Origin of the sequence: Thermaerobacter sp. PB12/4term (assembly GCF_003403315.2) — a bacterium.
Lineage (GTDB): Bacteria > Bacillota > Sulfobacillia > Thermaerobacterales > Thermaerobacteraceae > Thermaerobacter.
The window spans coordinates 1513890-1540592 of record NZ_CP048407.1 but is presented as its reverse complement, the minus strand read 5'-3'; the positions used below and the strand labels follow the sequence as shown (position 1 = coordinate 1540592).

Below are 26703 nucleotides of genomic sequence, written 5' to 3'. Positions count from 1 at the left end.
GCCGGCCAGGGGCGCCGGCCGGGACGCTGGGGGGCGGGTTGCGGGAGCCAGCCGGCCCCGGCGCCTCCTCGCCCCCTATTCCGGCACCACCGGAATGGGTCCCAGAAGGCAAATCCCGGCGGGGCTCACCTGGCAGCGGTAGGCGTACGCCTCGACCCCGGCCGCCCGGGCCCGGGCCAGGGCGGCGGCAAAGTGGGGGTCCGCCCGGCGGTGGGGTGCCAGGCGGGCGGCGTCGTCCCGCTGGACGAACCAGACCACGGCGGCCCGCCAGCCCTGGCGGACCGCCTGGGCCAGCTCCTCCAGGTGGCGGGCGCCGCGGGCGGTGGGGGCGTCGGGGAAAAGGGCCGTGCCGTCCTCCACCAGGTTGCACGACTTGGTCTCCACCAGGCAGGGCCGGACCGGTGCTCCGGCCCCGTCCAGGCGAAAGTCCAACCGGCCGGCGCCCCAGGGAACCTCGGTCTGCCAGCGGCGGTAGGCGGCGAAGGGCAGCAGGGCCCGCCGGTCGAGGGCGGCGGCGAAGAGCCGGTTGGGCATCCGGGCGTCGACGGACACCCACCGCCCGTTGAAGGACACCAGCAGCAGATCGCCCGCCGTCCGCCGGCCGCCCGCCGCAGCGGATCCCGCCCGTCCCGCGGTTCCGGAGGGGGGTGGGAGCTGCAGTACCGCCGGACTGGCCGGGCCAGGCAGAGGCTGCGGCGGGCCCAGGGGGGCACGGGCCTGCCGGCGGGAGGCGGCGGGGGTGCCGCCCGCCTGCTGCTCCGGCTGCGGGGTCGCGGAGGGAATCCATGCCAGGCCGGGGGTGCCGGGGACCAGCAGCTCGGCCATGCGGCCGGAGTTGGGCAGGTGCAGCCGCAGGACCTTGCCTGCGGCCCCGTCGCCGGCCCCGCCAACCGCTGCGGCAGCGGTCCTGCCGGCGGCATGGCCCGGCCCGCAGGGCCTGTCCCGGGGCTGGTCCGTTCCGGCGCGGCCGCTCGCCGGGTCGCCGGCGCCGGGGCTGGCCGGAACCGCCTCCACCGCAAAGCGGTTGAGGCGCCGCAGGATGGTCACGGGCACCAGGGGGGAAGGCCAGGGCAGGGCGACGTTCACCGGGCCGCTCACCCCGATCCCGCCCCGGGAGGAGTCCCGGCGGGCCGCAGGCGCTGCACGTCGCCGGCCAGGATGCGCTGGCGCCGGCCGCCGGCCTGTTCGACCACCAGGGAACCGTCGGGTGCCACGTCCAGGGCGATGCCGGCCACCTCACCGGCGGGCAAGGCCACCCGCACCGGCTCCCCCAGCCAGGCGGCACGGCTGCGCCAGGCGGCCAGCACCGGGCCGGGACCTTCCTGGTGCAGCTGGGCGTAACGTTCCTCCAGCCGCTGGAGGATCGCCTCCGCCAGCTCGTTCCGCGTCACCCGGCGGCCGGCCTCCCGGGCCAGCCAGGTCAGGCGGCCGGCCAGCTCGGCCGGCACCGGCTCGCCCTCCACGTCCAGGTTGACCCCGATGCCTGCCACCACGTACTCGGCACCGTGGGGGTGGCTGACCGTCTCCAGCAGGATGCCGGCCACCTTCCGGTCGTCGACCAGCACGTCGTTGGGCCACTTCACCTGGACCGGCCGGCCGGCCAGGCCCTCCACCGCCTCGGCCACTGCCGCCGCGGCGGCCAGCGTCAAAAGGGGCAGGTGTTCCGGGGGCAGGGCGGGCCGCAGGATCAGGGACATCCACAGGCCACCGGGCGGGCTCCACCAGGCCCGGCGCAGGCGCCCCCGCCCGGCCACCTGGCGATCCGCCACCACCATGGTGCCCTCGGGTGCGCCCGCCTCCGCCAGCCGGCGGGCCACGTCGTTGGTCGACCCCACCTCGGCGAGCCAGTGGACGGTGTGGCCCAGGCGCGCTCCCGCGCGGCGGGCCTCCAGCAGGTCGGGGACGAACCGGCGGGCTGCCAGCTGGCGGGCGGCCCCGGGGTCCAGGGTGTAGCCCTGGTGGGGGCGGCCGCCCACAGGCCAGCCGTCCCGGCGCAGGGCTTCGATGTGCTTCCAGAGGGCGGTGCGGCTGATGCCCAGGTCCTCCGCCAGGGCGGCGCCCGAGACCGGCTTCCCTCCGGCGGCCAGCAGGGCCGCCAGCACCCGGCTGCGCGGGCGGGGCCCATCCCATTTCACGGCATCCTTTGCGGGCATGGCGTTTCCTCCCGGCAACACCATACCACGCCGGGCCCGGCACAGGGTGCCGCGGCGCCTAGCGCTGGGTATCGGCCGGGTGGACCACCAGGATCCCGCGCATCCCCTTCTCGTAGTGGCCGGGCATGTGGCAGGCCAGCTCGAAACGGCCTGGAAGATCGGCATTGAAGATCAGCCGGACGCTGGTTCCCGGCCGCAGGCCGGCCACCTCGATGCCATAGCCGTCAATCTCCAGCTCGTGTTCTTCCCGCCCCGTATTGATCAGGGTCAGGCGCACCCGGGCCCCCTGCCGGACCTCGATGACCGCCGGTTGGTAGGCGTACTCCGACAGCCGGATCACCCGGTCGGCCACGGGCCGCCCCGGTGCGGTGACGCTGGCCACGCCGGGGCGGGTCGACCGCAGGTGCAGGCCCAGGGCGCCGGCCAGCAGGGCGGCGGACACAAGCAGGGCGATCACCGAGCGGGCAGCGGGCCCCGGTGCAGCCCCGTCGGACACGATGGCACCTCCCCGCAAGGGGCCGTTTCCCGGCCGGTTGGGGGCGGCGGCCGGGCGCCCTTACGGAACCAATGTATGCCGACCTGGTGACTCTCCATGCGCAGCGGCCGCCGGGGCCGGGCAGCGGTTGTCCACAAGGGGGCGGGCAACGGCCGGGCGAACCAGGACAGAGCGACCGCGATGCGGACTTCCAGGGCGGCCGGGGGCGGGTCCGCCTGCCCGCCCGGGCACGCGGCGCGGCCGGGCGGGAACCTGGGCAGGCGGAGGCAGCCGTCGGCAAGGAAAGGGAGGGCGATGCATGGGGGAGGGGTTCAGGGGCCGGAGGCAGCGGCCACCGGGGGGCATGAGGCCGGGCGGAGCCGGACCGGAGGGCCTGCCCCCCTATACCGTCCGGGTCAGCGCCCGGGCGCGCCGGGTGCGGCTGGTGTTGTCGCCGGCCGACGGCCTGGTGGTCGTCGTTCCGCCCGGATACCGGCTGCACCGGGTGCCCCAGGTGGTGGCCCAGCATGCGGCCTGGATCCAGCGGGCCCGGCAGCGGCTGGAACAGCAGGCCCGGGCTGCCGGCGGCGGGGCGGGTGATCCTTTGCTCCGGCGGGATGGCGCCGGCCTGGCTCCTCCGGCCTGGCTCTGGCTGCGGGCGCTAGGGGAGGTGTGGGCCGTGGTGCCGGCGGGCCGGCCCACCCTGAACGACGCCGCCAGCGGGGGGCGCAATGCTGCCGCCGGCCCGTCCCCGCAGCGGACCCTCTTCACAGGCTGGGCCACGGATGAACAGGGGGAACCGCCGCCTGCGGGCGCACGCCTGGCCGGGCAGATCCGTCTACCGGCCCGAGCCGGGGAGCAGGAGCCCGCCGCCTGGGGGCCTCCCCTCAGGGGCTGGCTGGCCGCCAGGGCACGGGCGACCCTGCTGCCCTGGCTGGAACGGCTGGCGCGGGAGCGGGGCTTTCGCCTGGCGGGTTCGTCCATCGGCTGCCCCAAGACCCGCTGGGGCAGCTGTTCCGCCAGGCACCACGTGCGCCTGAGCCTGAAGCTGCTCTTCCTGCCGCCCGAGCTGGTGGAGCACGTGCTGATCCACGAGCTCTGTCACACCGTCCACCTCAACCACGGCCCCGCCTTCTGGGCCCTGGTGGAACGGCATGATCCCCGGGCGGCGGAACACCGGCGCCAGCTCCGGGCGGCCTGGAGTTATGTGCCGGCCTGGCTGCGGCCGGCGCGCTCCATCGGCCCTTCCCCGGCCGATGCCGGCTTGTGAGGGCACCGGCGCGCAAGGCCGTCCTGGCCGGGGGCCGGGATCGTTGACCTGCCGGAGCCGGCATGATAGCATCACTTTCAACAATCACAGAGCGCGTCTGCTCTCTTATCCAGAGTGGCGGAGGGACTGGCCCGATGAAGCCCGGCAACCGCCGGCCGTGCCTGGACGGCCGGTAAGGTGCCAACTCCTGCAGGATCCGTGCGGATCCTGAGAGATGAGAGGGCGCCGGAAATCCTTTCGGCCCTTCCCTCTCGGGAGGGGTAGTTTCTTATCCGGGACCCCTTCGGGGAGCGGGCGCGGGAGGGAGGGGGACGCGGTGATCCCCTGTCGCGGCCATGTCGAGGTGGGCCCCCTGCCCCTGGAGCAGGGCGGCCACCTGCCCCGGGCCGAACTGGCCTACGAGACCTGGGGTCGCTGGGACCCCCAGCGCCAGAACGCCATCCTGATCTGCCACGCCCTGACGGGCGACGCCCACGTGGCCTCCCACCATCCCGGCGACCGCCCGGGCTGGTGGGAGGCGGCGGTGGGCCCGGGCCGGCCCATCGACACCCGCCGCTGGTTTGTCATTTGCAGCAACGTGCTGGGAGGCTGTTACGGGTCCACAGGCCCGGCCAGTCCTGCGGAGGCCGGCCACGGGCCCTGGGGCGGGCGGTTTCCCGTGATCACCGTGCGGGACATGGTCCATGCCCAGCGCCGGCTTCTGGATGCGCTGGGCATCGGGCGGCTCGCCCTGGTGGTGGGCGGTTCCCTGGGCGGCATGCAGGCGCTGGAGTGGGCCGTCACCTACCCCGAGCGGGTGGGAGCGGCGGCCGTCCTGGCGGCGCCGCCGGCCGCCTCGCCCCATGCCATCGCCTGGAACGAGGTGCAGCGCCAGGCGATCTTCGCAGACCCCGCCTGGCAGGGCGGCGACTATCCCGCCGCCCGCCCACCCCGCCGCGGGCTGGCCCTGGCCCGGATGCTGGCCATGACCACCTACCGGGGTCGCGAGGAGTGGGAGGCGCGCTTTGGCCGGGAAGAGGTCCCGGCGGGCGCCGACCCGGTCGCCCAGCGGCTGGGCTCGTACGCCACCGCGCCGGCGGGCCCGGCCGAGGCCTTCCGGTTCCAGATCGAAAGCTACCTGCACTACCAGGGGGAAAAGCTGGTGCGCCGGTTTGACCCCGCCACGTACGTGACCCTGACCCGGGCCATGGATCTCCACGACGTAGGCCGGGGCCGGGGCGGGCTGGAGGGCGCCGCGGCCCGGGTCCAGGGCCGCATGTATGTGCTCAGCATCACCTCGGACCTGCTCTACCCCGTGGACGAGCAGCGGCGGCTGGTCCAGGCCCTGCGCCGGGCGGGCAAGAATGTCACGTGGCAGGTCTGGAAGGCTCCCTGGGGCCACGACAGCTTCCTCGTGGACTCCGCGGGGGTGGCCCGCCGGGTGATGGACTGGCTGGAAGAACCCGGTGCTGCCACCGCGCCCGCGCAGGCCGGGGCAGTGGCGGCGGTGGGGGAGGGGCGCCCGTGAAGGGTCCCGTGGTGGCGCTGCTGGGTCTGGGCACCGTGGGCAGTGCGGTGGCGCGCCGGTTGGTCAACCCGCCACCCTGGCTGGTGGCGCGGCTGGGTGGCGTGCCGCGGCTGAAGGGGATCCTGGTACGCCACCCCGGCAAGCCGCGGCCGGCGGCCGTCGACCGCAGCCTGCTCACCACCGATGCCGACCAGCTGCTGGGCGATCCTGAGGTCGACGTGGTGATCGAGCTCATCGGCGGTGTCGAACCGGCCCGCCAGTACGTCCTGCGGGCCCTGGAAGCCGGCCGCCACGTGATCACCGCCAACAAGGCCCTTCTGGCCGAATCCCTGGCGACCCTGTCGGCGGTGGCCCGCCGGCACGGGGTGGAGCTGGCCTTCGAAGGGGCGGTGGCCGGCGGGGTGCCCATCATTCGCCCGCTGCTAAGGTGCCTGGCGGCCAACCGGGTGCGCCGCCTGCGGGCGGTCCTGAATGGCACCTGCAATTTCGTCCTCACCCAGGTGGAGCAGGGTGCCACCCTGGAGGACGCGGTTCGTGCCGCCCAGGCCGCCGGCTATGCGGAAGCCGATCCCAGCGACGACCTGTCGGGGCGCGACGCGGCCCGCAAACTGGCCATCCTGGCGACCCTGGTGACGGGCGAGCCCGTGGCCTGGACCGCCGTGGCCTGTCGCGGGCTGGACGACCCGGCCTTTCGCCGTGCCCTGCAGGAGGGAGGGGGCGGGGGTGAGGCGGCTCGCCAGGGCGGCGGCCCGGCCCGCTGGCGCCTGGTGGCCACCGCCGAGTGGACGGGGCCCGCCCCCCGGCTGGCCGTGGAGCCGCAGATGTTGCCGCCCCACGACCCCCTGCTGCAGGCGGCGGGGGTGGAGAATATGATCCTGATCGAGGCGGATCCGGTGGGCACGGTGCGGTTTGCCGGGCCCGGGGCCGGCGGCGATGCCACCGCCAGCGCCGTCCTGGCCGACCTGATCGCCATCTGGCGGGGCGACCGCCTGCCGTTGCCGGACCTGGAGGCCGGCCGGTCCGTGGCCGTGGAGCCCTCGCCGGCCGTGCCCCGCGCCGGGTTCGACACCGAGTGGCAGGATCCGGCGGCTGCGGCGGTTAAACTGAGGTTGACGGAAGGTTGAACGGCTCGCCGGCCGCCGGGCTCCGCGGCCGGGCGGCCGCGGCAGGGGGGAGCGGCATGGGCCCCAGGCATCTCGCCCAGTGCTATCGTTGCCGGCGCACCTTCGAGGCCGACCGCCGGGGGGCCCGCTACTGCCCGGAGTGCGAGCGGGAACAGCGGCGCCGGTTCCGGGTGTTGCCGGGGGGGAAGGATCCCCGCTACGGCTGGGGGGTGGCGCCCGCGGCCCGGCCGCGGGCTGCGCGGCCGGGCCCGCGAAGCGGGCGCTGGCGGCTGGGCTGGCGGCAAGCGCGGCGGGGCGGGCCGGTGTCCTGGCGGAGCCGCTGGACCTGGCGGCGGTGGCACCAGCTCCTGCGCCTGGTGGCCGTGGTGGCCGCGGCCGCGGCGGCGCAGGTGGCCTGGGAACAGGTGGACGCCGGTTCCTGGCCGGTCGAGTGGCTGGTATACCTGGCAGGAGCGGCCTGGATTTGGAACCGGCGGGATCAAGCGGCCTAGGTCGCGACACCCAAGCGGCCTGGGTACCGACACCGGGGTACACATGGTCCGGCGGCGGGTATCCCGCCGCCGGTTGCTTCGTCCCGCGTCCTTTCCGGCCGCTTCCCTCCGGTGCGCTCGAGTGCGCTTGCGGGCCCGGCGCCGCCTGGGGCCCCGGCGCCATGGCGAACCCCAGGGGCATGGGGAGCCTCAAGCGGAGGTTCCCGCCCGGCCGCGCCCTCAAGCGCCCTCCTCCGGACCGTCGCCGGGTTCCACGGCCAGGCCTGCCTCCCGCAGCCGGGCCGCCAGCTCGGGCCGGGTCCCCCTGAGCCGGATGCGGCGGGGGCCTAGCGCCTTGAGCAGGCCGGCGGCCAGGTCCTCCCGCTCCAGCGGTACCCGCGGGTCCAGGTGCCCCTCCAGAAACTCGCGGTAGAGGGGCGGCCCGCCGGGCTCCCGGATGACCAGGTCCCGTCCCTGCCCTTCCACCCAGAGCTCCTCGGGCCCCTGCTCCGCCGGGCGCAGGGTGCCGAGGAACTGCTCCAGGGCCCGCTCCAACCAGAGCTGCTGCAAGCCTGTCCGGGCCAGCTCGCCCACCAGGCTGCGCAAGAACCGCTCGCCGCGAAAGCGCAGCCAGCCCAGAATGCTCAGGCGACCGTGCTGGACCAGTTCGGGCAGCAGCAGAGCCGCCGTTCCGCGGGCCAGGGGCGGCTGGGCCAGCAGGGGGAGGCTCTGCTTCCAGACCTGCAGCCGGGCATCGGGGTCGACTGCCGCGTAGCGGGAATCCAGGTGCTCCAGCAGCATCTCCGGCAAGAGGACCTGGTGCACGAAGTGGGACGCGGCCTGGGCCGCCGGCTGGGGCACGTATTCGGTCAAAAAGACCCACCGCTGGCGCGACCGGAACACGGTATAGACCAGCCGCTCCCGCTCCAGCACCCGCTGGAACTCCGAGGGGTGGGTCTCCACGGAGATGGCCAGCTGTCCCTGCGCGCCCATCAGGCCAACCTCCCGCTGTTCCCGGCCACCGCCGGCGGCTCCAGCGGGCGGCCCTGGCGGGGTGGCCGGCCCGCGGGGCGCCGCCACCGGGGTGGCCCTGGTTATCCCTTAGTCTATGCGGACTCCCCACCCCGTTCCTGCCGGTGGTGCGACGCCCGCTTCCATTCCGTCAGCCGCCGCCCGGCGTGGCTGACACCCGTACCGGACGGGCGCGCACCCCTCCGTCGAGCCCAGGGCCCCGCCGCCTCCGGCCCCAGGGGCCGTCCACACCCGGGCGCGGTCCTGCGAAGCCAGGGGCGGCGGAACGATTCACCATCCCTGGGTCTTGAGCCGGCGGGAGGAACCCCCCCGGTCCTTGGCCAAAAGCCTGAAGGATATACCGTGTCGCCCGGGCCCCTGTGGGGTCCGGGCGGGCGGCGGGCCGGCGGCCCGGGCGTCCCTGCCAGGGCGGCGGCCGGGCGCGTCAAGAGGCCGGCGACGCCGCCGGACTGGAAGGCAGGGCCGCTGGACTTGCCGCGGCCCGGGCAGCGGATGGGCTGCGGCCCAGGCCCGCTGGTGGCCTGGCGCCGGACCAGGCGCCCGAAGGCTGGAGACCGGTCTTCGGCGTACGGCAGCAAGGAGGTGCCATGCAGGTTGCCGGCTGCAACCAACCGGCGGCCCTCCGCAGGCCGGTGGGGGAGGGGCGGTCATGGAGGGCGCCGGCAGGCGGGGGGATGCGCGCCGTGGCAACAAGCGGTGCGGCGCGGCGGGTTCGTGCTGCTTGCCGTCGCCCTGGGGCTGGCGGTCCTGGCGGGCGCGGTCCCCTGGGTCCCGGCGGCCCGGGTCCGGGCGGAAGGGTCCGCACCCCAGCAGCCGCCATCCCAAGACGCCCGGGCGGCCATCCTGGTGGACGCGGCCACCGGGCAGGTGCTCTACGCGCGCAACGCCGACGCCACCATGCCCATGGCCAGCACGACCAAGATCATGACGGCCCTGCTGGCCATCGAGCGAGGGGACCTGCAGCAGGTCATCACCACCAGCCAGCGGGCCTTCGGCGTCGAGGGGTCCAGCCTCTACCTGGCCCTAGGCGAGCAGCGGACCCTGGAAGAGCTTCTCTACGGGCTCATGCTCCAGTCGGGCAACGACGCGGCGGTGGCCATCGCCGAAGGCCTGGCCGGGTCCGTGGAGACCTTCGTCCAGTGGATGAACCAGCGCGCCCGGGAACTGGGCCTGGAACACACCCGCTTCGCCGATCCCCACGGGCTCGCCAGCCGGGACCACTACACCTCGGCGCGGGACCTGGCCACCCTGGCCCGGGTAGCCCTGGCCAATCCCACCTTCCGGCGCGTCGTGGGAACCAGGGAGTACCGGATGCCCTGGCCCGAAAAGAACTCGGAGCGGGTGCTTTACAACCACAACCGGTTCCTCTGGCACGACGGCGCCACGGGTGTGAAGAACGGCTACACCAGCGCCGCCCGTGGAGCCCTGGTGGCGTCGGCGCAGCGCGACGGCATCGAGCTGGTCGGGGTCCTGCTGGGAGCCCATCCCACGGGCATGTACCGGGACATGGCGGCCCTGATGGACTGGGGTTTCGCCCGCTTTGAGCCCCTGCCGCTGGTGCAGGCCGGCGAGCGGGTGGGGCAGGTGCCGGTACGGGGCGGCCGGCAGGACAGCGTGGCGGCCGTCGCCGCCTACGGCGCCCGGTGGCTGGTTCCTCGGGACGAACCGGCGCCGCCGGTCCGGCGCCAGGTGGAGCTGGAGCAGGCCTTGCAGGCGCCGGTGGGCGAGGGCGCGCGGGTCGGCACCCTGGTGGTGCGCGTGGGCGACCAGGTCGTCGACCGGATTCCCTTGCTCAGCGCCGCGGCGGTCGAGCCTCTCACGGCCTGGGAGGCGGCGGCCCGGGCGGTCAGGGCGCGGCAGCCCTGGCCCTACGCCTGGGGCTTGGCCTTGCTGGCCGCGGCCTGGGCGGTCCTGCGCCGGCGGCGAGCCATGCTGGCGCGGCGTCGCTGGCGGCGCCGGGTGGCGGCGTTCGACCCGCTGTGGTACGCCTTTCGCGCGCGGGATCCGGGAGCTGACTGAAGCGTCAGCGGGCAGGCGCCCGGCGGGCCGGCCGCGTGCCGGACGGCAGCCTGCCCCACCGGCGCCAGGCATCGGGGGTATCGGCCCGGCGGGCCTTCTCACACTACAAATGGCCCGTCTTTCGCGGCCGAACACCGAACCCGAGGTGGTGCCTGCATGGCCAGACGACGCGGCGCCGGCGACCTGCTGGTTCCCGGCGCGCAGCCGGGGCTGGACCGCTTGAAGATGGAAGTCGCCCAGGAAATCGGCCTGGTGCCGCCCGGCGCGGCCTCGCCCCATGCCTACGACGCGGCCCTGGACCGGCAGAAGTGGGAGGTGGCCGAGGAACTCGGCCTGGCCGACCGGATCCGCCAGGTGGGCTGGGGTGAGATGACGACCCGGGATTGCGGCGCCATCGGCGGGCGCCTGGGCGGCCGCTTGGGCGGCCAGATGGTCCGGCGGATGATCGCCCTGGCCGAGCAACAGCTGGCAGGGACGGGAAGCCCGCCCACGACCGGTCCAAGCTGGTGAGTCGGCACCCCGGTCGGTAGACGGTACAATGAAGGAAAGACGGGGTCGGGCGGCGACCCGGACAACCGGGTGGCCGCCTTTTTGCGCGCTCTCCCTGGCGCGCCGGGACCGGGCCCCGAGGGGAGGGATGCCCATGGCTTGTCCCGATCCGGCCGGCCTCAAGCGGGCTCTCCTGGCCCAGGCGCGCCGGCTGGGTTTCGTGGCGGCCGGCGTGGCGGCCGCCGCCCCCCAGGTGGACCTGGAGTGGCTCCTGCGGCGGCGCCAGGCGCAGGGGATGGCCACCCCCTGGGAAGATCCGGACCCGGGCCGGCGAACGGACCCTTCCAGCCTGTTGCCGGGTGCCCGCTCGGTGGTGGCCGTGGCCATGGCCTACGACCCGCCCCGCACCCGGCGCCGGGCGCCGGAGGGGCGGAGCCCCCGGGAGGGCGCCGGCCACCGCGGTGAGAGCCGCGATCCGGCCGCCCTGCGGGGCGCCGCCTTGCGGGGCTATGTGGCGGCGGCGGGCCGGACCCGCTCGTACCAGCACGTCATGACCCGGCGGCTCCAAGCGCTGGGCCGCTGGCTGGAAGCCACGGTGCCGGGTGGCTGCCGGTGGGCCGTGCAGGTGGACACCGGGCCGCTGGTGGACCGGGCCTGGGCCCAGCAGGCGGGGATCGGCTGGATTGGCAAGAACGCGTGCCTGATCGTGCCCGGCACCGGGTCCTGGGTCTTCCTGGGCGAGCTGGTCACCGACGTGGAATTTCCCCCCGATCAGCCCCTGGCCGATGCCTGCGCCGGCTGCGACCTCTGCCTGCGGGCTTGCCCCACGGGCGCCTTCATTGCGCCGCGGCAGCTGGATCCCCGGCGCTGCATCTCCTTCTTGAGCCAGAAGCCGGGCATGCTGGATGAGGAGGAACGGGCTGCCCTCGGCCAGAGCCTGTACGGTTGCGATGCATGCCAGGCGGTGTGCCCGTTCAATCGCCGGGCCGTACCGGGCCATCCTGCCCTGCGACCGCGGCCCGGTGACCCCGAGGACCCGGCGGCTCCCCTTCTGCCGGACCTTCTGGCCATGGGCCGCGCAGCGTTTCAGTCGAGATACCGGCCCCTGACGGGGGCATGGCGGGGCCGCAAGGCCTGGCAGCGCAACGCCATCGTCGCCCTGGGCAACCGGGGTCCCGCGGCCCGGCCTGCGGTTCCGGCCCTGGCCCGTGTGCTCCTGGGGGACCCGCGGCCCGACCTGCGCGCCCTGGCTGCGTGGGCCCTGGGCCGGATCGGCGGCCATGCCGCCCGGGAAGCCCTGGAGCGAGCCCGGGCGAAAGACCGGGATGCGGCCGTCCGCCAGGCAGCGGCCAGGGCCCTGGCGGAAGGGGCTCGGGCCGTGAAGGGGCCGGATTGAGGGAGCAGGTTCAGGGCAGCGGGTTCAGGGCCCTCCGTCGCCCGGCACGAAGACCGCCCCGAGGAGGGCCACGCCCCCGCCGGGCGCGGGCCCAGACGCGCAGGACGCGGCGGCCTTCTTGACGAACCAATTAGGTTACCGGCTCCTCGGGCCAGCGGACCCGCAGCCGCCGCGCCGGCGGCGCCGCCGGCGGTGGGCCGGATGCCGGCGCGACCCGGGGACGCGAGCCCGGGGGTGGCCATGCGGGGCCCGCAGCACGGGCACGGGGCTGGCAAAAAGGGGCCCGCCGGTGGATATACCGGCGGGGAACCGGTTCAGGTTAATTTCGACAGGGCACGGCACGGGCCGCGAGGCCCGCGGGAAGGTGGTGAAGTCGGCCGTGCGGGTATTTGTCAACAACCATCCGGTGGACGTCTATCCGGGCGCCAGCGTGCGCCATGCACTGCTCCGTTATTCTGAGACCGTCTACCAGGACACGGTGGCGGGGAAGCTGGTGGTGACCGACCGCCACGGCAACCGCCTGGGCCTGGGGGGTGTCCTGGAAGAGGGGTTGCGCCTGACGGTGGAAGGGCCGGGCGGCTTCCGGCCGGGACCGGCGCGGCCCGCCGCCGGGGAGGTGGCGGCCACCGGTGCACCCCACGGGACCAACGGCACGGTGCGGCCCGCCGCCAGCAGCCTGGCGGCGGGCCAGCCGGCGGGCGGGCGGCCGGCCGGCACCCCGGCCATGGGCATGGAGGCGGCCGGGGCCAACGGCGTGACCCATCCCCAGCGGGGGGAGGGGCGCCGGCGGCGGCGCGGCCGGCGGCGGGGAAACCGGCGGGGGCGTCACCGCGCCCATCCTGGGGCGGGCCGCCAGGGGAGCGCCCCGGGGGGACAGGCCAGCGCCAACGGTGCGGGCTGACGGCCGGTACAGGCCTGAGAAGGAAGGGGCGGGCCGGGGACCCTTGGATGGACCCTGGCCCGCCGCTCTTTGAGGGCAGCGCCTTTACAGCCCCTGGGCCGGTTCGACCACCAAGCGCTCGCTGCGCTCCAGAGCCTCTGCCAGCAGCGGCTCCCAATCCCGCACCGCCTCGGCCTGCTCCGCCTGCTCGGGCCGGGGCCGGGTGGCGGGGTGGGCCGGAACGAAGAGGGTGCAGCAGTCTTCATACGGCAGCACGGAGATGTCGTAGGTGCCGATGGCCCGGGCCCGCTCGACGATCTCCGCCTTGTCCATGCCGATGAGCGGCCGCAGCACGGGCAGGGTCGTCACCGCCGAAATGGTGCGGATGCTTTCCAGGGTCTGGCTGGCCACCTGCCCCAGGCTCTCGCCCGTAACCAGGGCCAGGGCCCGCTCCCGAGCCGCGATGCGCTCGGCCAGGCGGAACATCATCCGCCGCATCAGGGTGATGGTGAGCTCCGGCGGGCAGTCCAGCTGGATCGCCCGCTGGACCTCGGTGAAGTGCACCACCCAGAGGGGCAGCGGTCCACCCCAGCGCGCCAGCACCCGGGCGAGGTCGACCACCTTTTCCCGGGCCCGCTCGCTGGTGAAGGGCGGGCTGTGGAAGTGGACGCAGATGGGGACAAGGCCCCGCTTCATGGCCATCCACACGGCCACCGGGCTGTCGATCCCGCCCGAGAGCAGGGCGCAGGCCCGACCCGTCACCCCGACGGGCAGGCCGCCGGGTCCCGGCACGGACCGCGCATACACATAAGCCCCGTCGTGGCGCACCTCCACGTGCACCGTGATCTGGGGACGCTGGACGTCAACCTTCAGCTCCGGACGGGCCGCCAGCAGCCGGCTGCCCAGCTCGCGGTTCAGGTCCAGGGACGTCAGGGGGAACCGCTTGTTGGAGCGCCGGGCTTCCACCTTGAAGGTCGGCGTCCCGCCGGTCCCAACCCCGGCGGCCCCGGCTCCAGCGGCCAGGGCGGCCTCCAGAACCCGGGCGGCCGCCGCGGCGATGGCCTCCAGGTGGAGGTCCACCCGCTCGGCCGGCGCCACGGCCACGATGCCGAAGACCCGTTGCAGGCTCTCCAGCAGGGGTTCCGGATCGGTGCCGGGCGGCGGCTCCACCCAGACCCGGCCCGGCGTGCGGTAGACGGCGACCCCGGGCCAGGCGGCCAGGGCCCGCCGGATCTGGCGAACCAGGGCCTGCTCGAACTGGGGCCGGTTCTTCCCCTTCAGACCGATCTCGCCATAGCGGACAAGCAGGACGGAATCCAAGGTGTGCCTCCTCCGGACCGGCCGGGACGAATCGGCCGGTTAGTGGCGGGCGCGCACCGACGCCACCGCCCGCACCTCGGCGGCTGCCTCCCGCAGGGCCGCGACGAAGCGCTCCACATCGTCCTCGGTAGTCTCCCGGCTCAGGCTCACGCGCAGGGCCGAATCCAGCCGGGCCGGCGGAAGCCCCAGGGCCTGCAGAACGTGGCTGGGGGCCGTGCGCCGCGAGGTACAGGCCGATCCCGTGGACACGTACACGCCCCGCTGGGCCAGGGCGTGGACCAGGACCTCGCCCCGGGCCCCCACCACCGAGAGGTTGACGATGTGGGGCGCACCCTCCGCCGGGTCGGGCCCGTTGACATACACCTCAGGGATCTCCGCCTGAACCCGCTCCACCAGCCGTTGCTTGAGCGCCTGCAGCCGGCGGCCCAGCTCGGGCTGCTCGGCCAGGATCAGCCGGGCCGCCACGCCGAAGCCGGCGATGCCCGGCACGTTGTGGGTACCGGGCCGCAGGCCGCCCTCCTGCTCGCCGCCCGTCAGCAGGGGCTGGATGCGCACGCCGCGGCGTACGTACAGGGCGCCGGTGCCCTTGGGCCCGTGGATCTTGTGGGCGCTCAGTGTCAGCAGGTCGACGCCCCAGGCCCGGGGGCGCACCGGCATCTTGCCGAAGGCCTGCACGGCGTCCACGTGGACCAGCACCTCCGGCCGCCGCCGGCGCACCGCCTGGACGATGTCGGCGATGGGCTGGATCGACCCGATCTCGTTGTTGACCAGCATGACGCTGACCAGCACGGTGTCGGGCGCGACGGCCGCGGCCACCCGCTCGGGGTCGACCCGGCCCCGGCCGTCGGCGGGCACCACGGTGAGCCGGTAGCCTTCCTGCTCCAGCCGGCGCGCCGTGGTCAGGATGGACGAGTGCTCGATGGCGGTGGTGACCAGGTGGCGCCCCAGGCGCGGGTAGGCGGCCAGCACCCCCCGCAGGGCCCAGTTGTTGGCCTCGGTGCCGCCGGAGGTGAAGTAGAGGTCGTCGGCCGGAACATCCAGGGCACGGGCCAGCACCGCCCGGGTCTCCTTGACCAGCCGCTCCGCCTCCAGCCCCGCCGTGTGCAGGGAGGCGGGGTTGCCAAAGCGGTTCTGCAGGACGTCGACCACGGCCTCGACCACCTCCGGGCGCGCCCGGGTGGTGGCGGCGTTGTCCAGGTAGACGCCGGGGCTCGCCCCCGGTGCAGGCTGGGTGGCCATAGCAACCCTCCTCGGCGGAAGGGCGGCAAAACCGGCCCCCCCTTCCGGCAAAAGTATTATACTTTTCCTCTGACGGAGCCCGGGGCGAAAGGCCCCGGCGCTCCATGCCTTAGGGAGTGGTTCACTCCGGAAGGGGCACCGCCTGATGTTGCGTTACGAAGACCTGTGCGACGTGCTCTTCGACGCGGCGGAAGCTGCCGGCCTGGAGATCCGGCGCGTCGAGCACCACGTGGAAACCCAGACCATGGACCGCCACTGCCTGTTCGTCTGCGTCCCGGAAGGGGACGAGCCGCCCCACCGGGTCCGGGCGGAAATCAGCTTCACCTGGGATTCGGTGCTGACGGCGGAGACGGTCTACGGGGGCAGTTGCGGCCTGTATCATGCAGAAGAGGACGACTGCACCCACAAGGAGGGGCAGCCCGACCTCACCGTCGACGTGGAGATCCGCTACGTGTTCGACGTGCCGTCGGCCGAGCAGGTGCCGCCGCTGGCCAACTCCATCAAGCAGATCCTGTTCGAGCACATCGAGCACGACAACATCCCCGAGGTGAAGTTCGTCATCTCGGTGCTTCCCGACGGCCGGGTGGCGGTGCACGAAGCGTACGCCGTGTACGTCTGGCAGGTGGACTGCAGCGAGGAACCCGACGTGGAGCCGATGTTCGCGGAGGTCCACCGCATCATGGAGGCGTTGATCGGCTCGGGTTACTTTCCCAAGTCCGGCGAGATGCTGCTCTAGCGCCGGGCGCGGGCGCGGCCACCGGCGGGAGGCGTACCGTCATGGAACACAAGCGGGACACCGGGGACGAACCGGTGAACCAGCACCCGGCCCGGACGCCGGGGCCGGCGGGTTCCGCCGGCCCCGGCGGGGGCCATGACCCGCGCGGCGGTGGGGCGGCCGCTGCCGGGGACGAGCAGGCGGCGGCCCGCGAGCCGGCGGTGCCGCCGGTGCCTGCGCACGGGGCGGCCTGGATCCCCGCGGTGGGCAGCGAGGGAACCCGGCGCTTGCCGCTCCTTTCCCCGGGCGGCGGGGCCGCCCTGGAAGAGGAGGAGCGGCAGCTGCTGGCCCAGGTGCTGGCAGCCCTCCGGGAACGGGGATACGACCCCGCGCGGCAGCTGGCCCACTTCCTGGTGACCGGCGAGCCGGCGTACATCACCGCCCACCGCGGCGCGCGGGTGCTGATTCAGAAGCTGGATCGCGTGCGGGTGGTCGAAGCCCTGGTGCGAGCCTATCTCGACGGCGGGTTCGGGCCGCCCGGCCGGTAGAAGCCGCCGGGCAGCCAGCACCCCCGGCCACCGCCGGCCATGGCAGGATGTGGCTGTGTGGGGCGCTGCCCGGCGGGACAAGGTATGGCTGCGCGGGTCACAAGTTCCCTATCCGGATCGGGTGCCGAGGCGCTTGTGACCCCGCCGGGGGAGGCGGTCAAGCCGCCTCCCCTGTTTTTGTCCTGCTTACAGCTTCTCCCATCTCTGGCTGGCCCGTCGAATAAGCGGCCAGGGCGGAACTGCATACTAACCCCACCAGTGCCCATGGCCCGAAGGCCGCAAACTGGCGGGCCGGTTACGCCTCGTTGCCGGCCCCGGTGGCGCCGGGCCGGCGTTCCGGTGCCGGGCTCCGTGGCGGCTGCCGCCAGGTGGCGCGGGCCCCAGGCCGCTGGCCCCGGCCCATGGGGCTGCCACGGAACCACCGCGGCCTGGGCGCCGGGCCGGTTCTTCCACACCACGGCAGAAGAGGTGACGCCATGAAGGCCACTGGGGTGGTTCGGCGCATCGACGACCTGGGGCGGATCGTGATCCCCATCGAGATCCGCCGGAGCATGAACATCCGCGACGGTGATCCCCTGGAGATCTTTGTTGATAAGGGCGGCGAGGTCATCCTGAAGAAGTACTCGGCCATCGCCGACCTGGAGGAGATGGTCAGTGGCATCGCCCAGTCCCTGGCCGACGCCTCGGGCCTCATCGCCATGGTGACGGACCGGGACCAGGTGGTGACCGTGGCCGGCGCCGCACCGCGGGAGTTCGCCGGCAAGCCCATCGGCTCCGTGGTCTACCAGGCCATGGAACAGCGCCAGGTGCTGCACTTCACATCCGACCGGCACCGCCACCCCGGGCCGCTCATTGGGGCCGACGAGGACAAGCCGTGCCCCTTTGCCAGCGAGGTGATCGCCCCCATCGTGGTCGGCGGCGACCCCGTGGGCGCGGTGATCATCGCCTCCCGAGAACAGGGGCGGGACACGGGGACGCTGGAGCTCAAGCTGGCGGAGACGGCCGCCGGCTTCATCGCCCGCCACCTGGAGGAGTAGGCCGCTGCCACGGCCCGGCCGCCCTGCCGGGCGGGTGCCTCGCGCCCCAAGTCGCTCCACACAGGTTGGCCCGCCGCCCGCCCGGACCTGGTGGCCAAGGAACGCTCCTGGGATCCTTCGCCCCCGCGGCCTGCCACGCGGGGGCTTCGTCGTTCCGTTGACCCAAAGGCGGCCGGCACGTTGACCCAAAGGCGCCCGGCGCTGCGCCGGCCCCTTTCCCGGATCTCCCCGGAAAAGATGCGGCCCGACCGGTTGGACATGAAGGCCCGCCCGCACCCGTCTCGCGCTGCGACAACCGGCTCCCGCCGCCAGGGCCCGCTCCCGTACGGCCTATCCCGGCTGCGCAGGCGCGCCTACCGAATGTCAGATATTGCCACCCCATAGGTGATTGTGCCATAATCTGGTTGTCGCGGGTGGTGCTGCCCGCCGGCCGGATCCACCGGGGAGGGGGAGGGGTGGCGGTGGCGCGGCGGGGACTGCCCGTCGTGGGCAAGGTCGGCGCGCGGGAGCGGCCCGTCCAGCAGCGGGACCGGCGCGCTGCCGGGCCCGATGCCACCGGCCGGCCGGTCCGGGGCGTGGCCTCTCCGGCCCGGCGGACCCGGGGCGGAACCGGTGAGGGGGGAGGCATGATGGGGGGGCGGCGCGGTGCGACCCTCCGGCTCGCCTGGGCGGCGGCCGCCGCCCTCGTGGTGGCGGGGGTGGCCCAGGCCGCGCCGGTGGTCTGGGACGGTGCGCCTCCAGGTGGCGCGGGGCTGGCGGTACCGGTGCCGCAGGCCGCGCCGGGAGGGGGCCCGGCGGCGACGGGGGCGGCGGCCGGCCTGCCCCTGCTGCGCGGCCACTGGCGCCTGGAGCTGCGGGCCGCCGGCGGCGGTAGCCTGGAGGTGGCCTGGGCGGCGGGCCGGGACACCTCCGGCCGGTGGCTGTTCCTGGAGGGGCAGCGGGAAGGGGACGCTTGGGTCTTCCGGGTTCCCGGTGACGCAGGTTACACCCAGGTGCGCTTCGGCGCCGGGACCGGTCCCGGCGCTCCCGGTCCGGGCGGTCCGGCGGCGGAGCACGGCGAGCCCGACGCAGGGGAAGCACCCCCCGCCCTGGCGTGGCGGGTCAGCTGGCAAGACGAAGGCGTCGCGGGACCGGGGAGCCCCGCGGGCCGCGTCCTTCCGCCGGCGCCGGACTGGGTGGGGCCGGGAGGCACCGGGGCGGAGCCCGGGGCAGCCGGCGGTGCGGCCGATCCCTGGCTGGCCGGCCCCGGCCTGGACCCGGAGGCGGTGGAACGGCCGCGGTGGTCGCCTCCGGCCGCGCCCCTACAGCGGGCTCCCCGGCGGGCGCCGCAGGTGGATGGGCGCACGGGGCAGGGCCCGAACCGGCCCCCGGGGATCCCGCCGCTCCCCGGCCAGGGGGTGCTGGACCTGCCGCCCGGCATTCCCGCCTTCGAGGTCACCCTGCCTACCTTCCAGACCACCCACTGGAAGCCCCTCGAGCGGGGCCATGTCCTGTGGCGCTGGTCCTTCGGCGACGGTTCGTCCTGGGTTGATCCCCTGCCCTCCCATGCTACCGTCCGCCAGCCCCACCGGTTTCCCAGGGCGGGCACGTATCAGGTGGAGGCCACATCCTACGACGTCACGGGCCGGGCGCTGATCCGTCACCGGTGGCGGGTGGTGATCCCCCCGGCGGAGGCGGTGGCCCGGGCCGTGGGAGCGGCGGTGCCGGGGATGGTGGACGACGCCGTGCTGGCGGCGGCCCAGGAAATGGCCTTGTGGCGAATCTTCAATGCCGCCGCACCCCAGGCACCCCGGGTGACCCTCCGCCTGGAGGGGCCCCAGGACTGGGTAACCGGCCGGCCCGCCGTGTTTCGCCTGCAGGCGGACATCCAGAACCCGCCTTTCACGGAGCGGGTGCAGGTGGATTACGACCCGGCCCCAGTGTTCTCGGTGCGCTGGCGGCGCCCGGGGATCTATACCGTAGACGGTGCGGTACGGGTGCGGGTCTACTACCGCATCTACGGCCAGGCTCTGGCCCTGAGCCACGTCTACCGCACCCGCCGGCAGGTGGAGGTGCATGCCCTCCACCTGGAGGAGTAGGACGAGCCGCGACACGGGGCACCCTGCCCGGTGGCCGGCCGGCCGGTGCCGGGCGTGCCCGGGGCGGGGCGCAGGCGCCGGCCTCGGGCCGGCGCCCGGTTGTACCGCCACCCGGGCTGCGCCTATAATCGGGTGACCGTGGCTAGACCTGCACAGGGCGGTGACGGCGTTGTCCATCCGCGTGAAGGTGGCCGCAGCCGTGCTGGTGGTGGTGGCGGGTATCGCCTACCTCTCCTTGATGGGTTTTCAGAGCGCCAAGACCTACTACCTCTCCGTGGATCAGGCCCTGGACCAGGCCGCCGGTCTGGGCGACCGGTTCGTCCGGGTCCATGGCAAGGTGGAACCGGGAACGGTGGACTGGGCCGTGCAACAGGTGACCCTCCGGTTTGCCATGACCGGGGAGTCGGGGCGGGCCATGCCCGTGGTCTACAAGGGCGTGAAGCCCGATCTGCTTCAGGACGGCGTGGACGTGGTGGTGGAAGGGCGCCTGCAGGGCGCGACCCTGGTGGCCGACCGGGTGATGGTGAAGTGCCCGTCCAAGTACGAGGCGGCGGGGACCCAGGCGGCCCGGTGATCAAGCGGCCCGGGACCGTCTCCATGGCGGGACCGGTCCCGGCCGGATGGCCAGGCGAGGGCGTGAACGGTAGGGGCTGGAACGGAAGAATGCGAGGAACGGGTAGGGAGACAGCCGTCGCCAGGGGCAGCCGGCACCCCAGCCCGGGGCGTCCAGACCGCCCCTCCGCCGGGGTGGCGGCGAAGAAGCTGGCGGATCGCCGGACGCAGGCCTGGACCGCCACCGTGCTGGTGGCGGTCTTCGTGCTGGGGCTTGCCTTGGCCTTGGCCGGAGGAGGAGCTCGCCCCGCCGCGGCGGCGGAAGGGGCTGCACCGCGTGCCGGCCAGGTGCCGGCTGGCCCCGAGGCCGGCACCCCGCGGGGGGAAGAGGCAAGGGCGGCAGCGGGGACGCCGGGGACCTGGGAACGGGTCACCCTGGTGGTCCACCCCGATCCCTCCGGCCAGGGCATGGCCGTGCTGGTGCTGGCCCGCTGGCCCGGCCAGCCAGGGCCGGGCGCCGGTACCGCCGGGGCCCTGGCCTTGCCGTCGCTGCGGCTGGCCCAGCCTTCCCGGCCGCTGCCCGAAGGCCTCCGCTGGACGGGGGAGGCCCTGGAGGATGCGTCGCCGCCCCCGCCGGGAGAAAGCCGCGACTACGTGTATGCGTTCATCGCCGATACCCGGGCCAGCCAGGGGCGGCTGGCGGTGGACCTGCCCGCGGCCGTGGAGCAGCTCCTGGTGATGACGGTGGCCGGAACGCTGGAGGCCAGCGGCAGCGGGCTGCAGCCCGCCGGCACCGTGTCCGGAACGGAACTGGGCATGCCGGGCACCGACCTGGCGGTGTGGCGAGCAGGTCCCCTGGAGCCGGGCACCTATACCATCCTCCTCATGCCGGCGGGAATGGCCGCGGAAGCGGCGGGCGGCCCGGACCGGTCCGGGACCGGTGAGGGTGGCGGGATGGCACCGGGGACGGGCAGCCAGGGGAGCGCGCCAGGGAGCGGGCGCATCCCGGGCCAGGGCGGCCCGGCGGCAAGAGGGAGCGCCGGCCCAGGCGGGGCTGGCACCGGGGGCTGGGTGGGGGCCGCCGCCCTGGTGGCGGCCGGGGCGGTGGCAGCCCTGGCGCTGGTGGGCGCTGCCCGCTGGCGGCGGAGCCCGCGCCGCTGGTGGCTGCGCCGCCGGCTCCTGATCGAGGCCATTGTGGACCTGGACCGGGCCTATGCCGCCGGTGAGGTGCCGGAGGCCCTCTACCGGGAGGAGCGCCGGCGCCTGGTGGAGGCGGCGGTTGCGGCCACCCGGCGGGCGTGGGCAGCCGGTGGCCCCCGCCTTCCGGGAGCCGGCGAGGCGGTCGCTGCGGAAGCCCCCCGAGGGGAGGCGACGGCCCGGTGAAGCAGGTGGCGCCCCGGCCGGCCTTGCCGGCCGGTGACCCGGCGCCCGGCTCCCGGCCCGGTCCCGGCGCCCCGGTGCTGGAGCTGGCCGGCCTGGAACGGGCCCACGGCGACCAGGTCATCTTCCGGTCCCTTCACTGGAGGCTCGGCCCGGGCGAAGTGGGCGCCGTCATGGGACCCAACGGTGCCGGCAAGACCACCCTGCTGCAGGTGGTGGCCGGCCTGCTCTGGCCCAGCGCGGGCACGGTGCGGGTGGCCGGTGCCCCCGCCCGGCCGGCGGAGCCCGCCTGGCGGCGGTGGGTGGGCTACGTGGGCCATCGTCCCCTGGCCTTTCCCGAGCTGTCGGTCTGGGAGAACCTGATCTTCTTCGGCCGCCTTTACGGCATGCCCCGCCAGGAGGCCGAGGAGCGGGCCCGGGAGCTTCTGGACCGGCTCAACCTGGTCGCCGTCGCCGGCCGGCCGGCGGCGCACCTCTCCCGTGGGCTGGCCCAGCGGCTGGAAGTGGCCCGGGCCATGATGCACCGGCCGCTCCTCTGGCTGTGGGACGAGCCCTTTACCGGCCTGGACGCCGGTGCTGCCCGGCTTCTGGAAAACCTGGTGGAGGAACACGCGGCGGCCGGCGGGACGGCCGTGGTCGTCCTGCACGAGCCGGCCCGGGCGCTGCGCCTGGCCGGCCGGCTGCTCCTGCTGGCGGGCGGGTCCGGCCACGACCTCCCGGCGGCGGGCGTCGGAATGGCGGACCTGGAGGCCTGGCTTGCCCGGGCAGCCCAGGAGCCGGGGTGGGCCGGTGACGGCCTGGTTCCGCCGGCCGGCTGGCCGGGCCGCCGGGGCGCACCCGCGGCGGGCAGCTCCGGCTCCGGCGGCGGACCCGAGGCCGGCTCCCGGCGGTCCATGCCGGCGGGGTCGCCGGCGCCGGCGTCGGACGCGCGCCCGCTGCCGCAGGCGGGCCCGGCTCCGGCGGCGGACCTGGCGGTTCCGGCGCGGCTGCCCGAGCCGCCCCAACCGCCGGCGGGAGCCGTCCTGAGGGCCCTGGTGGAGCTTGATCTCCGCCAGGAATGGCGTCGGCGGGAGGGCCTGGCCAACCTGGCCACCTTCGTCCTGCTGGTGGGGCTGGCCCTGGCCTTCGCCCTGGATCCCGGCCGCCACGACCTGTCGCCCCTCATGGGGGGCTTGGTGTGGGTGGCATTCTATTTCGCCGCCGTCCTCCTCTTCGGCCGGGGGTTTGCCCGGGACGCGGACCGGGGCACCCTGGACGGCCTGTTGCTGGCCCCGGCCGACCGCAGCGCCATCTACCTGGCCCGGGTGGTCTCCCAGGGACTTCAACTGCTGGCCCTGGAGCTCGTGCTGGCACCGGTGGTCATGTCCTGGCTGGGGTTCCAGGGACCGGCGCGCTGGGACGGCTTCCTCCTGGTCCTGGGGTTGGGGACGGCGGGGCTGGCGGTGGTGGGCACCCTGCTGGGCGCCTTGACGGCTGCGGTGCGGGGGCGGGAGGCCCTCTTGCCCGTGCTGTTCTTCCCCCTGACGGCGCCGGTGCTGCTGGCGTCGGTGCAGGCCGCCGGTGCCGCCCTGTCCGGGGCCCCCGAACAGGCGGCCCTTTGGTTTCGGGTGCTGGCGGTGTATGATACCATGTTCCTGGTCGCCGGCGCCCTGCTGTTCGACTATGTGGTAGCCCGCTAGGAGGCGAGCCATGTCACGCCTGGCGGCAGCATGGACGGTGACAACCTACGGCGCGCTGGTCGGGGCCCTCTACATGGCCTTTCGCTACGCACCGCCCGAACGGGTGATGGGCAACGTCCAGCGCATCTTCTATTTCCACGTGGCGGCGGCCTGGGTCGGTTTCCTGGCCTTCGCCATCGTCTTCGCAGCCTCCATCGCGTACCTGCGGGGCTCGCAGCGGCGCTGGGACCGGCTGGCAGAGTCGGCCGCCGAGCTGGGGGTCCTCTTCACCACCATCACCCTGATCATGGGCTCCCTCTGGGCGCGCGCCGTCTGGGGCGTCTGGTGGACCTGGGATCCCAAGCTGACCACCACGCTGATCCTCTGGTTCCTCTACGCCGGTTACCTGCTCATCCGGGCGGCGGTGGACGATTCGGCCGCCCGGGGCCGGTATTCGGCGGTCCTGGGCATCGCCGGGTTCCTCAACGTGCCCATCGTCTACATGTCGTCGGTGTGGTGGACGTCCATCCATCCCGTCCTGCGGGGCGGCGGCGACATGAACCTGGACCCGGCCATGCGCCTGGCCCTGCAGGCGGCCGTGGCCGCCTTCACCCTGCTGTTCTTCCTGCTGCTCAACCAGAGGCTGCGGCTTGCCCGCCTGGCCGATGGCGTGCGGCAAGCCCGGGCCGGGACGGAGGAGGGGTAAGGTGCCGCCCATCACCCCGGAACTGGATCAACAACTTCTGGTTTATTTGTTTTGGGCCTACACGGTGGCGTTCGGCCTGCTCTTCGCCTACGTCTGGCGCCTGGTGCGCCGGCTGGGCGAGCTGGAGCGGGAACTGGGCCGCCTGCAGGCCCCGGGTTCACGACCGGCCCCGCGGGCACCCGGTACCGGTGCCGGCGCCTAGCGCCCGGCGGATGCAACGGCCCGCTGCCCGGCCGGCGGCCCGTGCCGGGGGCGGCTGAGCCGCGGCGGGTCCGGCCGGTTCCACCCACAGTTCCGTCGCAGAGGGGGAGGCTAGGTTGAAGCGACCCAAGGTCAGCATCGTCGGCGCCGGGAACACGGGCGCCGCTCTGGCCCACTGGCTGGCCATCAAGCAGGTGGCCGACATCGTCCTGGTGGACGTGGTCGAGGGCATGCCGCAGGGGAAGGCCCTCGACTTGATGCAGGCGGCCCCCGTGGAGGCCTTTGACACCATTCTCACCGGGTCCAACGACTATGCCGATACGGCGGGCTCCGACGTGGTGGTGATCACCGCCGGTGCGGCTCGCAAGCCGGGCATGAGCCGGGACGACCTGGTGAACATCAACACCGGCATCGTCCGCGACATCACCGCGCAGGTGGCCAGGTACTCACCCGACGCCTACCTGATCGTGCTGACGAACCCGCTGGACGTCATGTGCTGCGTGGCCTACAAGGTCAGCGGCTTCCCCAAGCACCGGGTGATGGGCCAGTCGGGCATCCTGGATTCCGCCCGCTTCCGCACCTTCATCGCCCGGGAGCTCAACGTCTCCTTCGAAGACGTCCACGCCCTGGTGCTGGGCGGCCACGGCGACTCCATGGTGCCCCTGCCGCGCTATACCCACGTGGGCGGCATCCCCGTGACCCAGTTGCTCCCCAAGGAGAAGATCGACGAGCTGGTGCAGCGGACGCGGGACGGCGGTGCCGAGATCGTGCGCCTGCTGAAGACGGGTTCGGCCTTCTTCGCCCCCGGCGCCGCCATGGCCGAGATGGTGGAGGCCATCCTGCGCGACCGCAAGCGCGTCCTGCCGGTTTCGGCCTATCTCGAGGGAGAATACGGCGAGTCGGGTATCTTCATGGGCGTGCCCGTGGTGCTGGGGGGCGGCGGCATCGAGAGGATCCTGGAGATCGAGTTGACCGAGGAAGAACGCCAGGCCTTCGCCCGCTCGGCGGCCGACGTGCGGGAGACCCTGTCCAGGCTGGAACTCTAGGCCCGCCGACCGGGCGGCCTGGCAGCGTGGCGGGCTAGCGGCCTGGCAGCCTGGCGGCTTGGCGGGCTGGACGGCCCACGCGGCCAAGAGGGGATGCACGGCATTGGCCGGACCGGTTTCCCACGATCATGACGAGCGACTGCGGGCCCAGGCGGTGGCGCTGCACCGCCAGGCCCGGGGGAAGATCGAGATCGCCAGCAAGGTGCCCCTGCGGGATGGCCGGGATCTCAGCCTGGCCTACACGCCCGGGGTGGCGGAGCCTTGCCGCCTCATCGCCGCTAACCCCGACGAGGCCTTCGAGCTGACGGCACGGGGCAACCTGGTGGCGGTGGTGTCCGACGGATCGGCCGTACTGGGGCTGGGGGACATCGGTCCCGCGGCCGCCTTGCCCGTGATGGAGGGCAAGGCGATCCTGTTCAAGCTCTACGCCGCCGTCGACGCGGTGCCCCTCTGCGTCCAGGCGCGGGAAGTGGGCCGCCTGGTGGAACTGGTGGCGGCCCTGGCTCCCAGCTTCGGCGGGATCAACCTGGAAGACATCGCAGCCCCCCGCTGCTTCGAGGTCGAGGCCCGGCTGCGGGCGGAGCTGGACATTCCCGTGTTCCACGACGACCAGCACGGCACGGCCATCGTCACCGCCGCCGCGCTCTTGAATGCCCTGCGGGTGGTGGGGAAGGAACTCGACCGGGTCCGCATCGTGGTGAACGGGGCCGGGGCGGCGGGGATCGCCACCAGCCAGCTCTTGCTGGACATGGGTGCCCGGGACCTGGTGCTGTGTGACAGCCGGGGGGCCATCTATCCCGGCCGGCCCTACGGGATGAACCCGTACAAGCAGCGGGTGGCCGAGCGCAGCAACCCCGCAGGCCTGCGGGGCGACCTGGCCAGCGTGCTGGCGGGGGCCGACGTGTTCATCGGCCTCTCCCGGGCGGGGGCCGTCACTCCGGAGATGGTGCGCAGCATGGCGCCGGGGGCGATCGTCATGGCCATGGCAAACCCCACGCCGGAGATCTTCCCGGACGAGGCGGCGTCTGCGGGGGCCCAGGTGGTCTGCACGGGCCGCTCGGACTTCCCCAACCAGATCAACAACGTGCTGGCGTTCCCCGGGGTGTTCCGGGGTGCCCTGGACGTTCGGGCCCGGGAGATCAACGAGGCGATGAAGCTGGCGGCGGCGCGGGCCATCGCCGCCCTGGTGGAGCCGGACCGCCTGTCGGCGGGCTACATCATCCCGGAAGCCGGGGACCCGCGGGTGGCACCGGCGGTGGCGGCCGCGGTGGCGGAAGCCGCGGTGGCCACGGGGGTGGCCCGGATCCCCCGGGATCCGGGCGAGGTGGGCCGGGAGACGGCCGCCCGGGTGGAAGCCGTCCGGGCGCGCCTGGCGGCCGGTTCGTCCAACAACCTCCCTGCGAGGTGA

Annotated in this window: 25 protein-coding genes and 1 riboswitch; of the genes, 19 read left to right on the top strand and 6 right to left on the bottom strand. The window is 74.3% G+C overall.

Features of this window, described 5'->3' with window-relative positions; translation table 11 throughout:
• Window positions 1–75: 75 nt before the first annotated feature.
• From sfsA to DYI95_RS06415, 3 genes are read right to left on the bottom strand one after another with little or no spacing between them, the layout of a single operon-like run.
• Entirely contained in the window at window positions 76–1098 is a 1023-nt protein-coding gene (gene sfsA, locus DYI95_RS06425; RefSeq protein WP_116900601.1) for a DNA/RNA nuclease SfsA, read from the bottom strand.
• Complete coding sequence (locus DYI95_RS06420; RefSeq protein WP_116900602.1) at window positions 1095–2153, bottom strand: biotin--[acetyl-CoA-carboxylase] ligase; 1059 nt, start codon at window positions 2151–2153, stop codon at window positions 1095–1097. Before DYI95_RS06420 ends, sfsA begins: the two co-directional genes overlap by 4 nt.
• 58 nt (window positions 2154–2211) lie before the next feature.
• Window positions 2212–2649, bottom strand: a complete 438-nt coding sequence (locus DYI95_RS06415) for a cupredoxin domain-containing protein (protein WP_116900603.1) — start codon at window positions 2647–2649, stop codon at window positions 2212–2214.
• A gap of 343 nt (window positions 2650–2992) precedes the next feature.
• Between DYI95_RS06415 and DYI95_RS06410 the strand changes: the two genes are divergently transcribed.
• From DYI95_RS06410 to DYI95_RS06395, 4 genes are all read left to right on the top strand, one after another.
• The gene (locus DYI95_RS06410; protein ID WP_243149655.1) at window positions 2993–3898 is read left to right on the top strand and encodes a M48 family metallopeptidase; all 906 of its coding nucleotides are present in this window, start codon (window positions 2993–2995) and stop codon (window positions 3896–3898) included.
• Between the two features lie 102 nt (window positions 3899–4000).
• Window positions 4001–4119: riboswitch (SAM riboswitch) on the top strand.
• Window positions 4120–4214: 95 nt separating this feature from the next.
• Window positions 4215–5405, top strand: a complete 1191-nt coding sequence (locus DYI95_RS06405; protein ID WP_116900605.1) for a homoserine O-acetyltransferase — start codon at window positions 4215–4217, stop codon at window positions 5403–5405.
• On the top strand, window positions 5402–6529 hold the full coding sequence (locus tag DYI95_RS06400; protein ID WP_116900606.1) for a homoserine dehydrogenase: 1128 nt from the start codon (window positions 5402–5404) through the stop codon (window positions 6527–6529). The genes DYI95_RS06405 and DYI95_RS06400 overlap by 4 nt, the downstream gene beginning before the upstream one ends.
• Before the next feature lie 56 nt (window positions 6530–6585).
• Window positions 6586–7020 carry a hypothetical protein gene (locus tag DYI95_RS06395; RefSeq protein ID WP_116900659.1) on the top strand — a complete coding sequence of 145 codons (435 nt, stop codon included), beginning with the start codon at window positions 6586–6588 and terminating at the stop codon, window positions 7018–7020.
• A gap of 219 nt (window positions 7021–7239) precedes the next feature.
• Here DYI95_RS06395 and DYI95_RS06390 read toward each other — a convergent pair whose 3' ends face one another.
• Complete coding sequence (locus DYI95_RS06390; protein ID WP_116900607.1) at window positions 7240–7992, bottom strand: hypothetical protein; 753 nt, start codon at window positions 7990–7992, stop codon at window positions 7240–7242.
• 753 nt (window positions 7993–8745) lie between these two features.
• On the opposite strand from DYI95_RS06390, the gene DYI95_RS06385 reads away from it, so the two are divergent.
• The 4 genes from DYI95_RS06385 (at window position 8746) to DYI95_RS06370 (ending at window position 12836) form a co-directional block, all read left to right on the top strand.
• Complete coding sequence (locus tag DYI95_RS06385; RefSeq protein ID WP_243149654.1) at window positions 8746–10050, top strand: D-alanyl-D-alanine carboxypeptidase family protein; 1305 nt, start codon at window positions 8746–8748, stop codon at window positions 10048–10050.
• 156 nt (window positions 10051–10206) lie between these two features.
• Entirely contained in the window at window positions 10207–10560 is a 354-nt protein-coding gene (locus DYI95_RS06380) for an alpha/beta-type small acid-soluble spore protein (RefSeq protein ID WP_116900609.1), read from the top strand.
• A 133-nt stretch (window positions 10561–10693) separates the two neighbouring features.
• Window positions 10694–11935 carry a tRNA epoxyqueuosine(34) reductase QueG gene (queG, locus tag DYI95_RS06375; protein WP_116900610.1) on the top strand — a complete coding sequence of 414 codons (1242 nt, stop codon included), beginning with the start codon at window positions 10694–10696 and terminating at the stop codon, window positions 11933–11935.
• A 364-nt stretch (window positions 11936–12299) separates the two neighbouring features.
• On the top strand, window positions 12300–12836 hold the full coding sequence (locus DYI95_RS06370; protein WP_243149653.1) for a hypothetical protein: 537 nt from the start codon (window positions 12300–12302) through the stop codon (window positions 12834–12836).
• Window positions 12837–12920: 84 nt separating this feature from the next.
• On the opposite strand, the gene thiI is transcribed toward DYI95_RS06370, so the two are convergent.
• Entirely contained in the window at window positions 12921–14135 is a 1215-nt protein-coding gene (gene thiI / locus DYI95_RS06365; RefSeq protein WP_116900612.1) for a tRNA uracil 4-sulfurtransferase ThiI, read from the bottom strand.
• A 39-nt stretch (window positions 14136–14174) separates the two neighbouring features.
• Complete coding sequence (locus DYI95_RS06360) at window positions 14175–15374, bottom strand: cysteine desulfurase family protein (RefSeq protein WP_116900613.1); 1200 nt, start codon at window positions 15372–15374, stop codon at window positions 14175–14177.
• Between the two features lie 145 nt (window positions 15375–15519).
• Between DYI95_RS06360 and DYI95_RS06355 the strand changes: the two genes are divergently transcribed.
• The 11 genes from DYI95_RS06355 to DYI95_RS06305 all read left to right on the top strand — a co-directional run bounded on the left by DYI95_RS06355 (window position 15520) and on the right by DYI95_RS06305 (window position 26703).
• Window positions 15520–16110 (top strand): hypothetical protein, encoded by a 591-nt coding sequence (locus tag DYI95_RS06355; protein WP_006903870.1) that lies wholly within the window; start codon window positions 15520–15522, stop codon window positions 16108–16110.
• A gap of 41 nt (window positions 16111–16151) precedes the next feature.
• Complete coding sequence (locus DYI95_RS13255) at window positions 16152–16637, top strand: IreB family regulatory phosphoprotein (protein WP_203530584.1); 486 nt, start codon at window positions 16152–16154, stop codon at window positions 16635–16637.
• 476 nt (window positions 16638–17113) lie between these two features.
• Entirely contained in the window at window positions 17114–17674 is a 561-nt protein-coding gene (locus tag DYI95_RS06345; protein WP_116900614.1) for a stage V sporulation T C-terminal domain-containing protein, read from the top strand.
• 461 nt (window positions 17675–18135) lie between these two features.
• On the top strand, window positions 18136–19752 hold the full coding sequence (locus DYI95_RS06340) for a PKD domain-containing protein (protein ID WP_243149652.1): 1617 nt from the start codon (window positions 18136–18138) through the stop codon (window positions 19750–19752).
• Window positions 19753–19921: 169 nt separating this feature from the next.
• Window positions 19922–20326 (top strand): cytochrome c maturation protein CcmE, encoded by a 405-nt coding sequence (locus DYI95_RS06335; protein ID WP_116900615.1) that lies wholly within the window; start codon window positions 19922–19924, stop codon window positions 20324–20326.
• Between the two features lie 173 nt (window positions 20327–20499).
• Window positions 20500–21687 (top strand): hypothetical protein, encoded by a 1188-nt coding sequence (locus DYI95_RS13075; protein WP_116900616.1) that lies wholly within the window; start codon window positions 20500–20502, stop codon window positions 21685–21687.
• Window positions 21684–23363: a heme ABC exporter ATP-binding protein CcmA gene (gene ccmA, locus DYI95_RS06325; protein WP_158556047.1), complete on the top strand. Its 1680-nt coding sequence runs from the start codon at window positions 21684–21686 to the stop codon at window positions 23361–23363. Before DYI95_RS13075 ends, ccmA begins: the two co-directional genes overlap by 4 nt.
• A gap of 10 nt (window positions 23364–23373) precedes the next feature.
• Window positions 23374–24048 carry a cytochrome c biogenesis protein gene (locus DYI95_RS06320; RefSeq protein WP_116900618.1) on the top strand — a complete coding sequence of 225 codons (675 nt, stop codon included), beginning with the start codon at window positions 23374–23376 and terminating at the stop codon, window positions 24046–24048.
• Between the two features lies 1 nt (window position 24049).
• On the top strand, window positions 24050–24250 hold the full coding sequence (locus DYI95_RS06315; protein WP_006903879.1) for a CcmD family protein: 201 nt from the start codon (window positions 24050–24052) through the stop codon (window positions 24248–24250).
• 115 nt (window positions 24251–24365) lie between these two features.
• Window positions 24366–25295 carry a malate dehydrogenase gene (gene mdh / locus DYI95_RS06310; RefSeq protein ID WP_116900619.1) on the top strand — a complete coding sequence of 310 codons (930 nt, stop codon included), beginning with the start codon at window positions 24366–24368 and terminating at the stop codon, window positions 25293–25295.
• A gap of 103 nt (window positions 25296–25398) precedes the next feature.
• A complete protein-coding gene (locus tag DYI95_RS06305; protein WP_116900620.1) occupies window positions 25399–26703 on the top strand; it encodes an NADP-dependent malic enzyme in 1305 nt (434 codons plus the stop codon).

Excerpts from the sequence above, each read along its gene's own strand:
- DYI95_RS06420 (WP_116900602.1), bottom strand. The coding sequence starts at position 2,153 with ATGCCCGCAAAGGATGCCGTGAAATGGGATGGGCCCCGCCCGCGCAGC.
- DYI95_RS13255 (WP_203530584.1), top strand. The coding sequence starts at position 16,152 with ATGGAACACAAGCGGGACACCGGGGACGAACCGGTGAACCAGCACCCG.
- DYI95_RS06380 (WP_116900609.1), top strand. The coding sequence starts at position 10,207 with ATGGCCAGACGACGCGGCGCCGGCGACCTGCTGGTTCCCGGCGCGCAG.
- DYI95_RS06345 (WP_116900614.1), top strand. The coding sequence starts at position 17,114 with ATGAAGGCCACTGGGGTGGTTCGGCGCATCGACGACCTGGGGCGGATC.
- queG (WP_116900610.1), top strand. The coding sequence starts at position 10,694 with ATGGCTTGTCCCGATCCGGCCGGCCTCAAGCGGGCTCTCCTGGCCCAG.
- DYI95_RS06395 (WP_116900659.1), top strand. The coding sequence starts at position 6,586 with ATGGGCCCCAGGCATCTCGCCCAGTGCTATCGTTGCCGGCGCACCTTC.
- DYI95_RS06320 (WP_116900618.1), top strand. The coding sequence starts at position 23,374 with ATGTCACGCCTGGCGGCAGCATGGACGGTGACAACCTACGGCGCGCTG.
- DYI95_RS06360 (WP_116900613.1), bottom strand. The coding sequence starts at position 15,374 with ATGGCCACCCAGCCTGCACCGGGGGCGAGCCCCGGCGTCTACCTGGAC.
- DYI95_RS06410 (WP_243149655.1), top strand. The coding sequence starts at position 2,993 with ATGAGGCCGGGCGGAGCCGGACCGGAGGGCCTGCCCCCCTATACCGTC.
- DYI95_RS06390 (WP_116900607.1), bottom strand. The coding sequence starts at position 7,992 with ATGGGCGCGCAGGGACAGCTGGCCATCTCCGTGGAGACCCACCCCTCG.
- DYI95_RS06355 (WP_006903870.1), top strand. The coding sequence starts at position 15,520 with ATGTTGCGTTACGAAGACCTGTGCGACGTGCTCTTCGACGCGGCGGAA.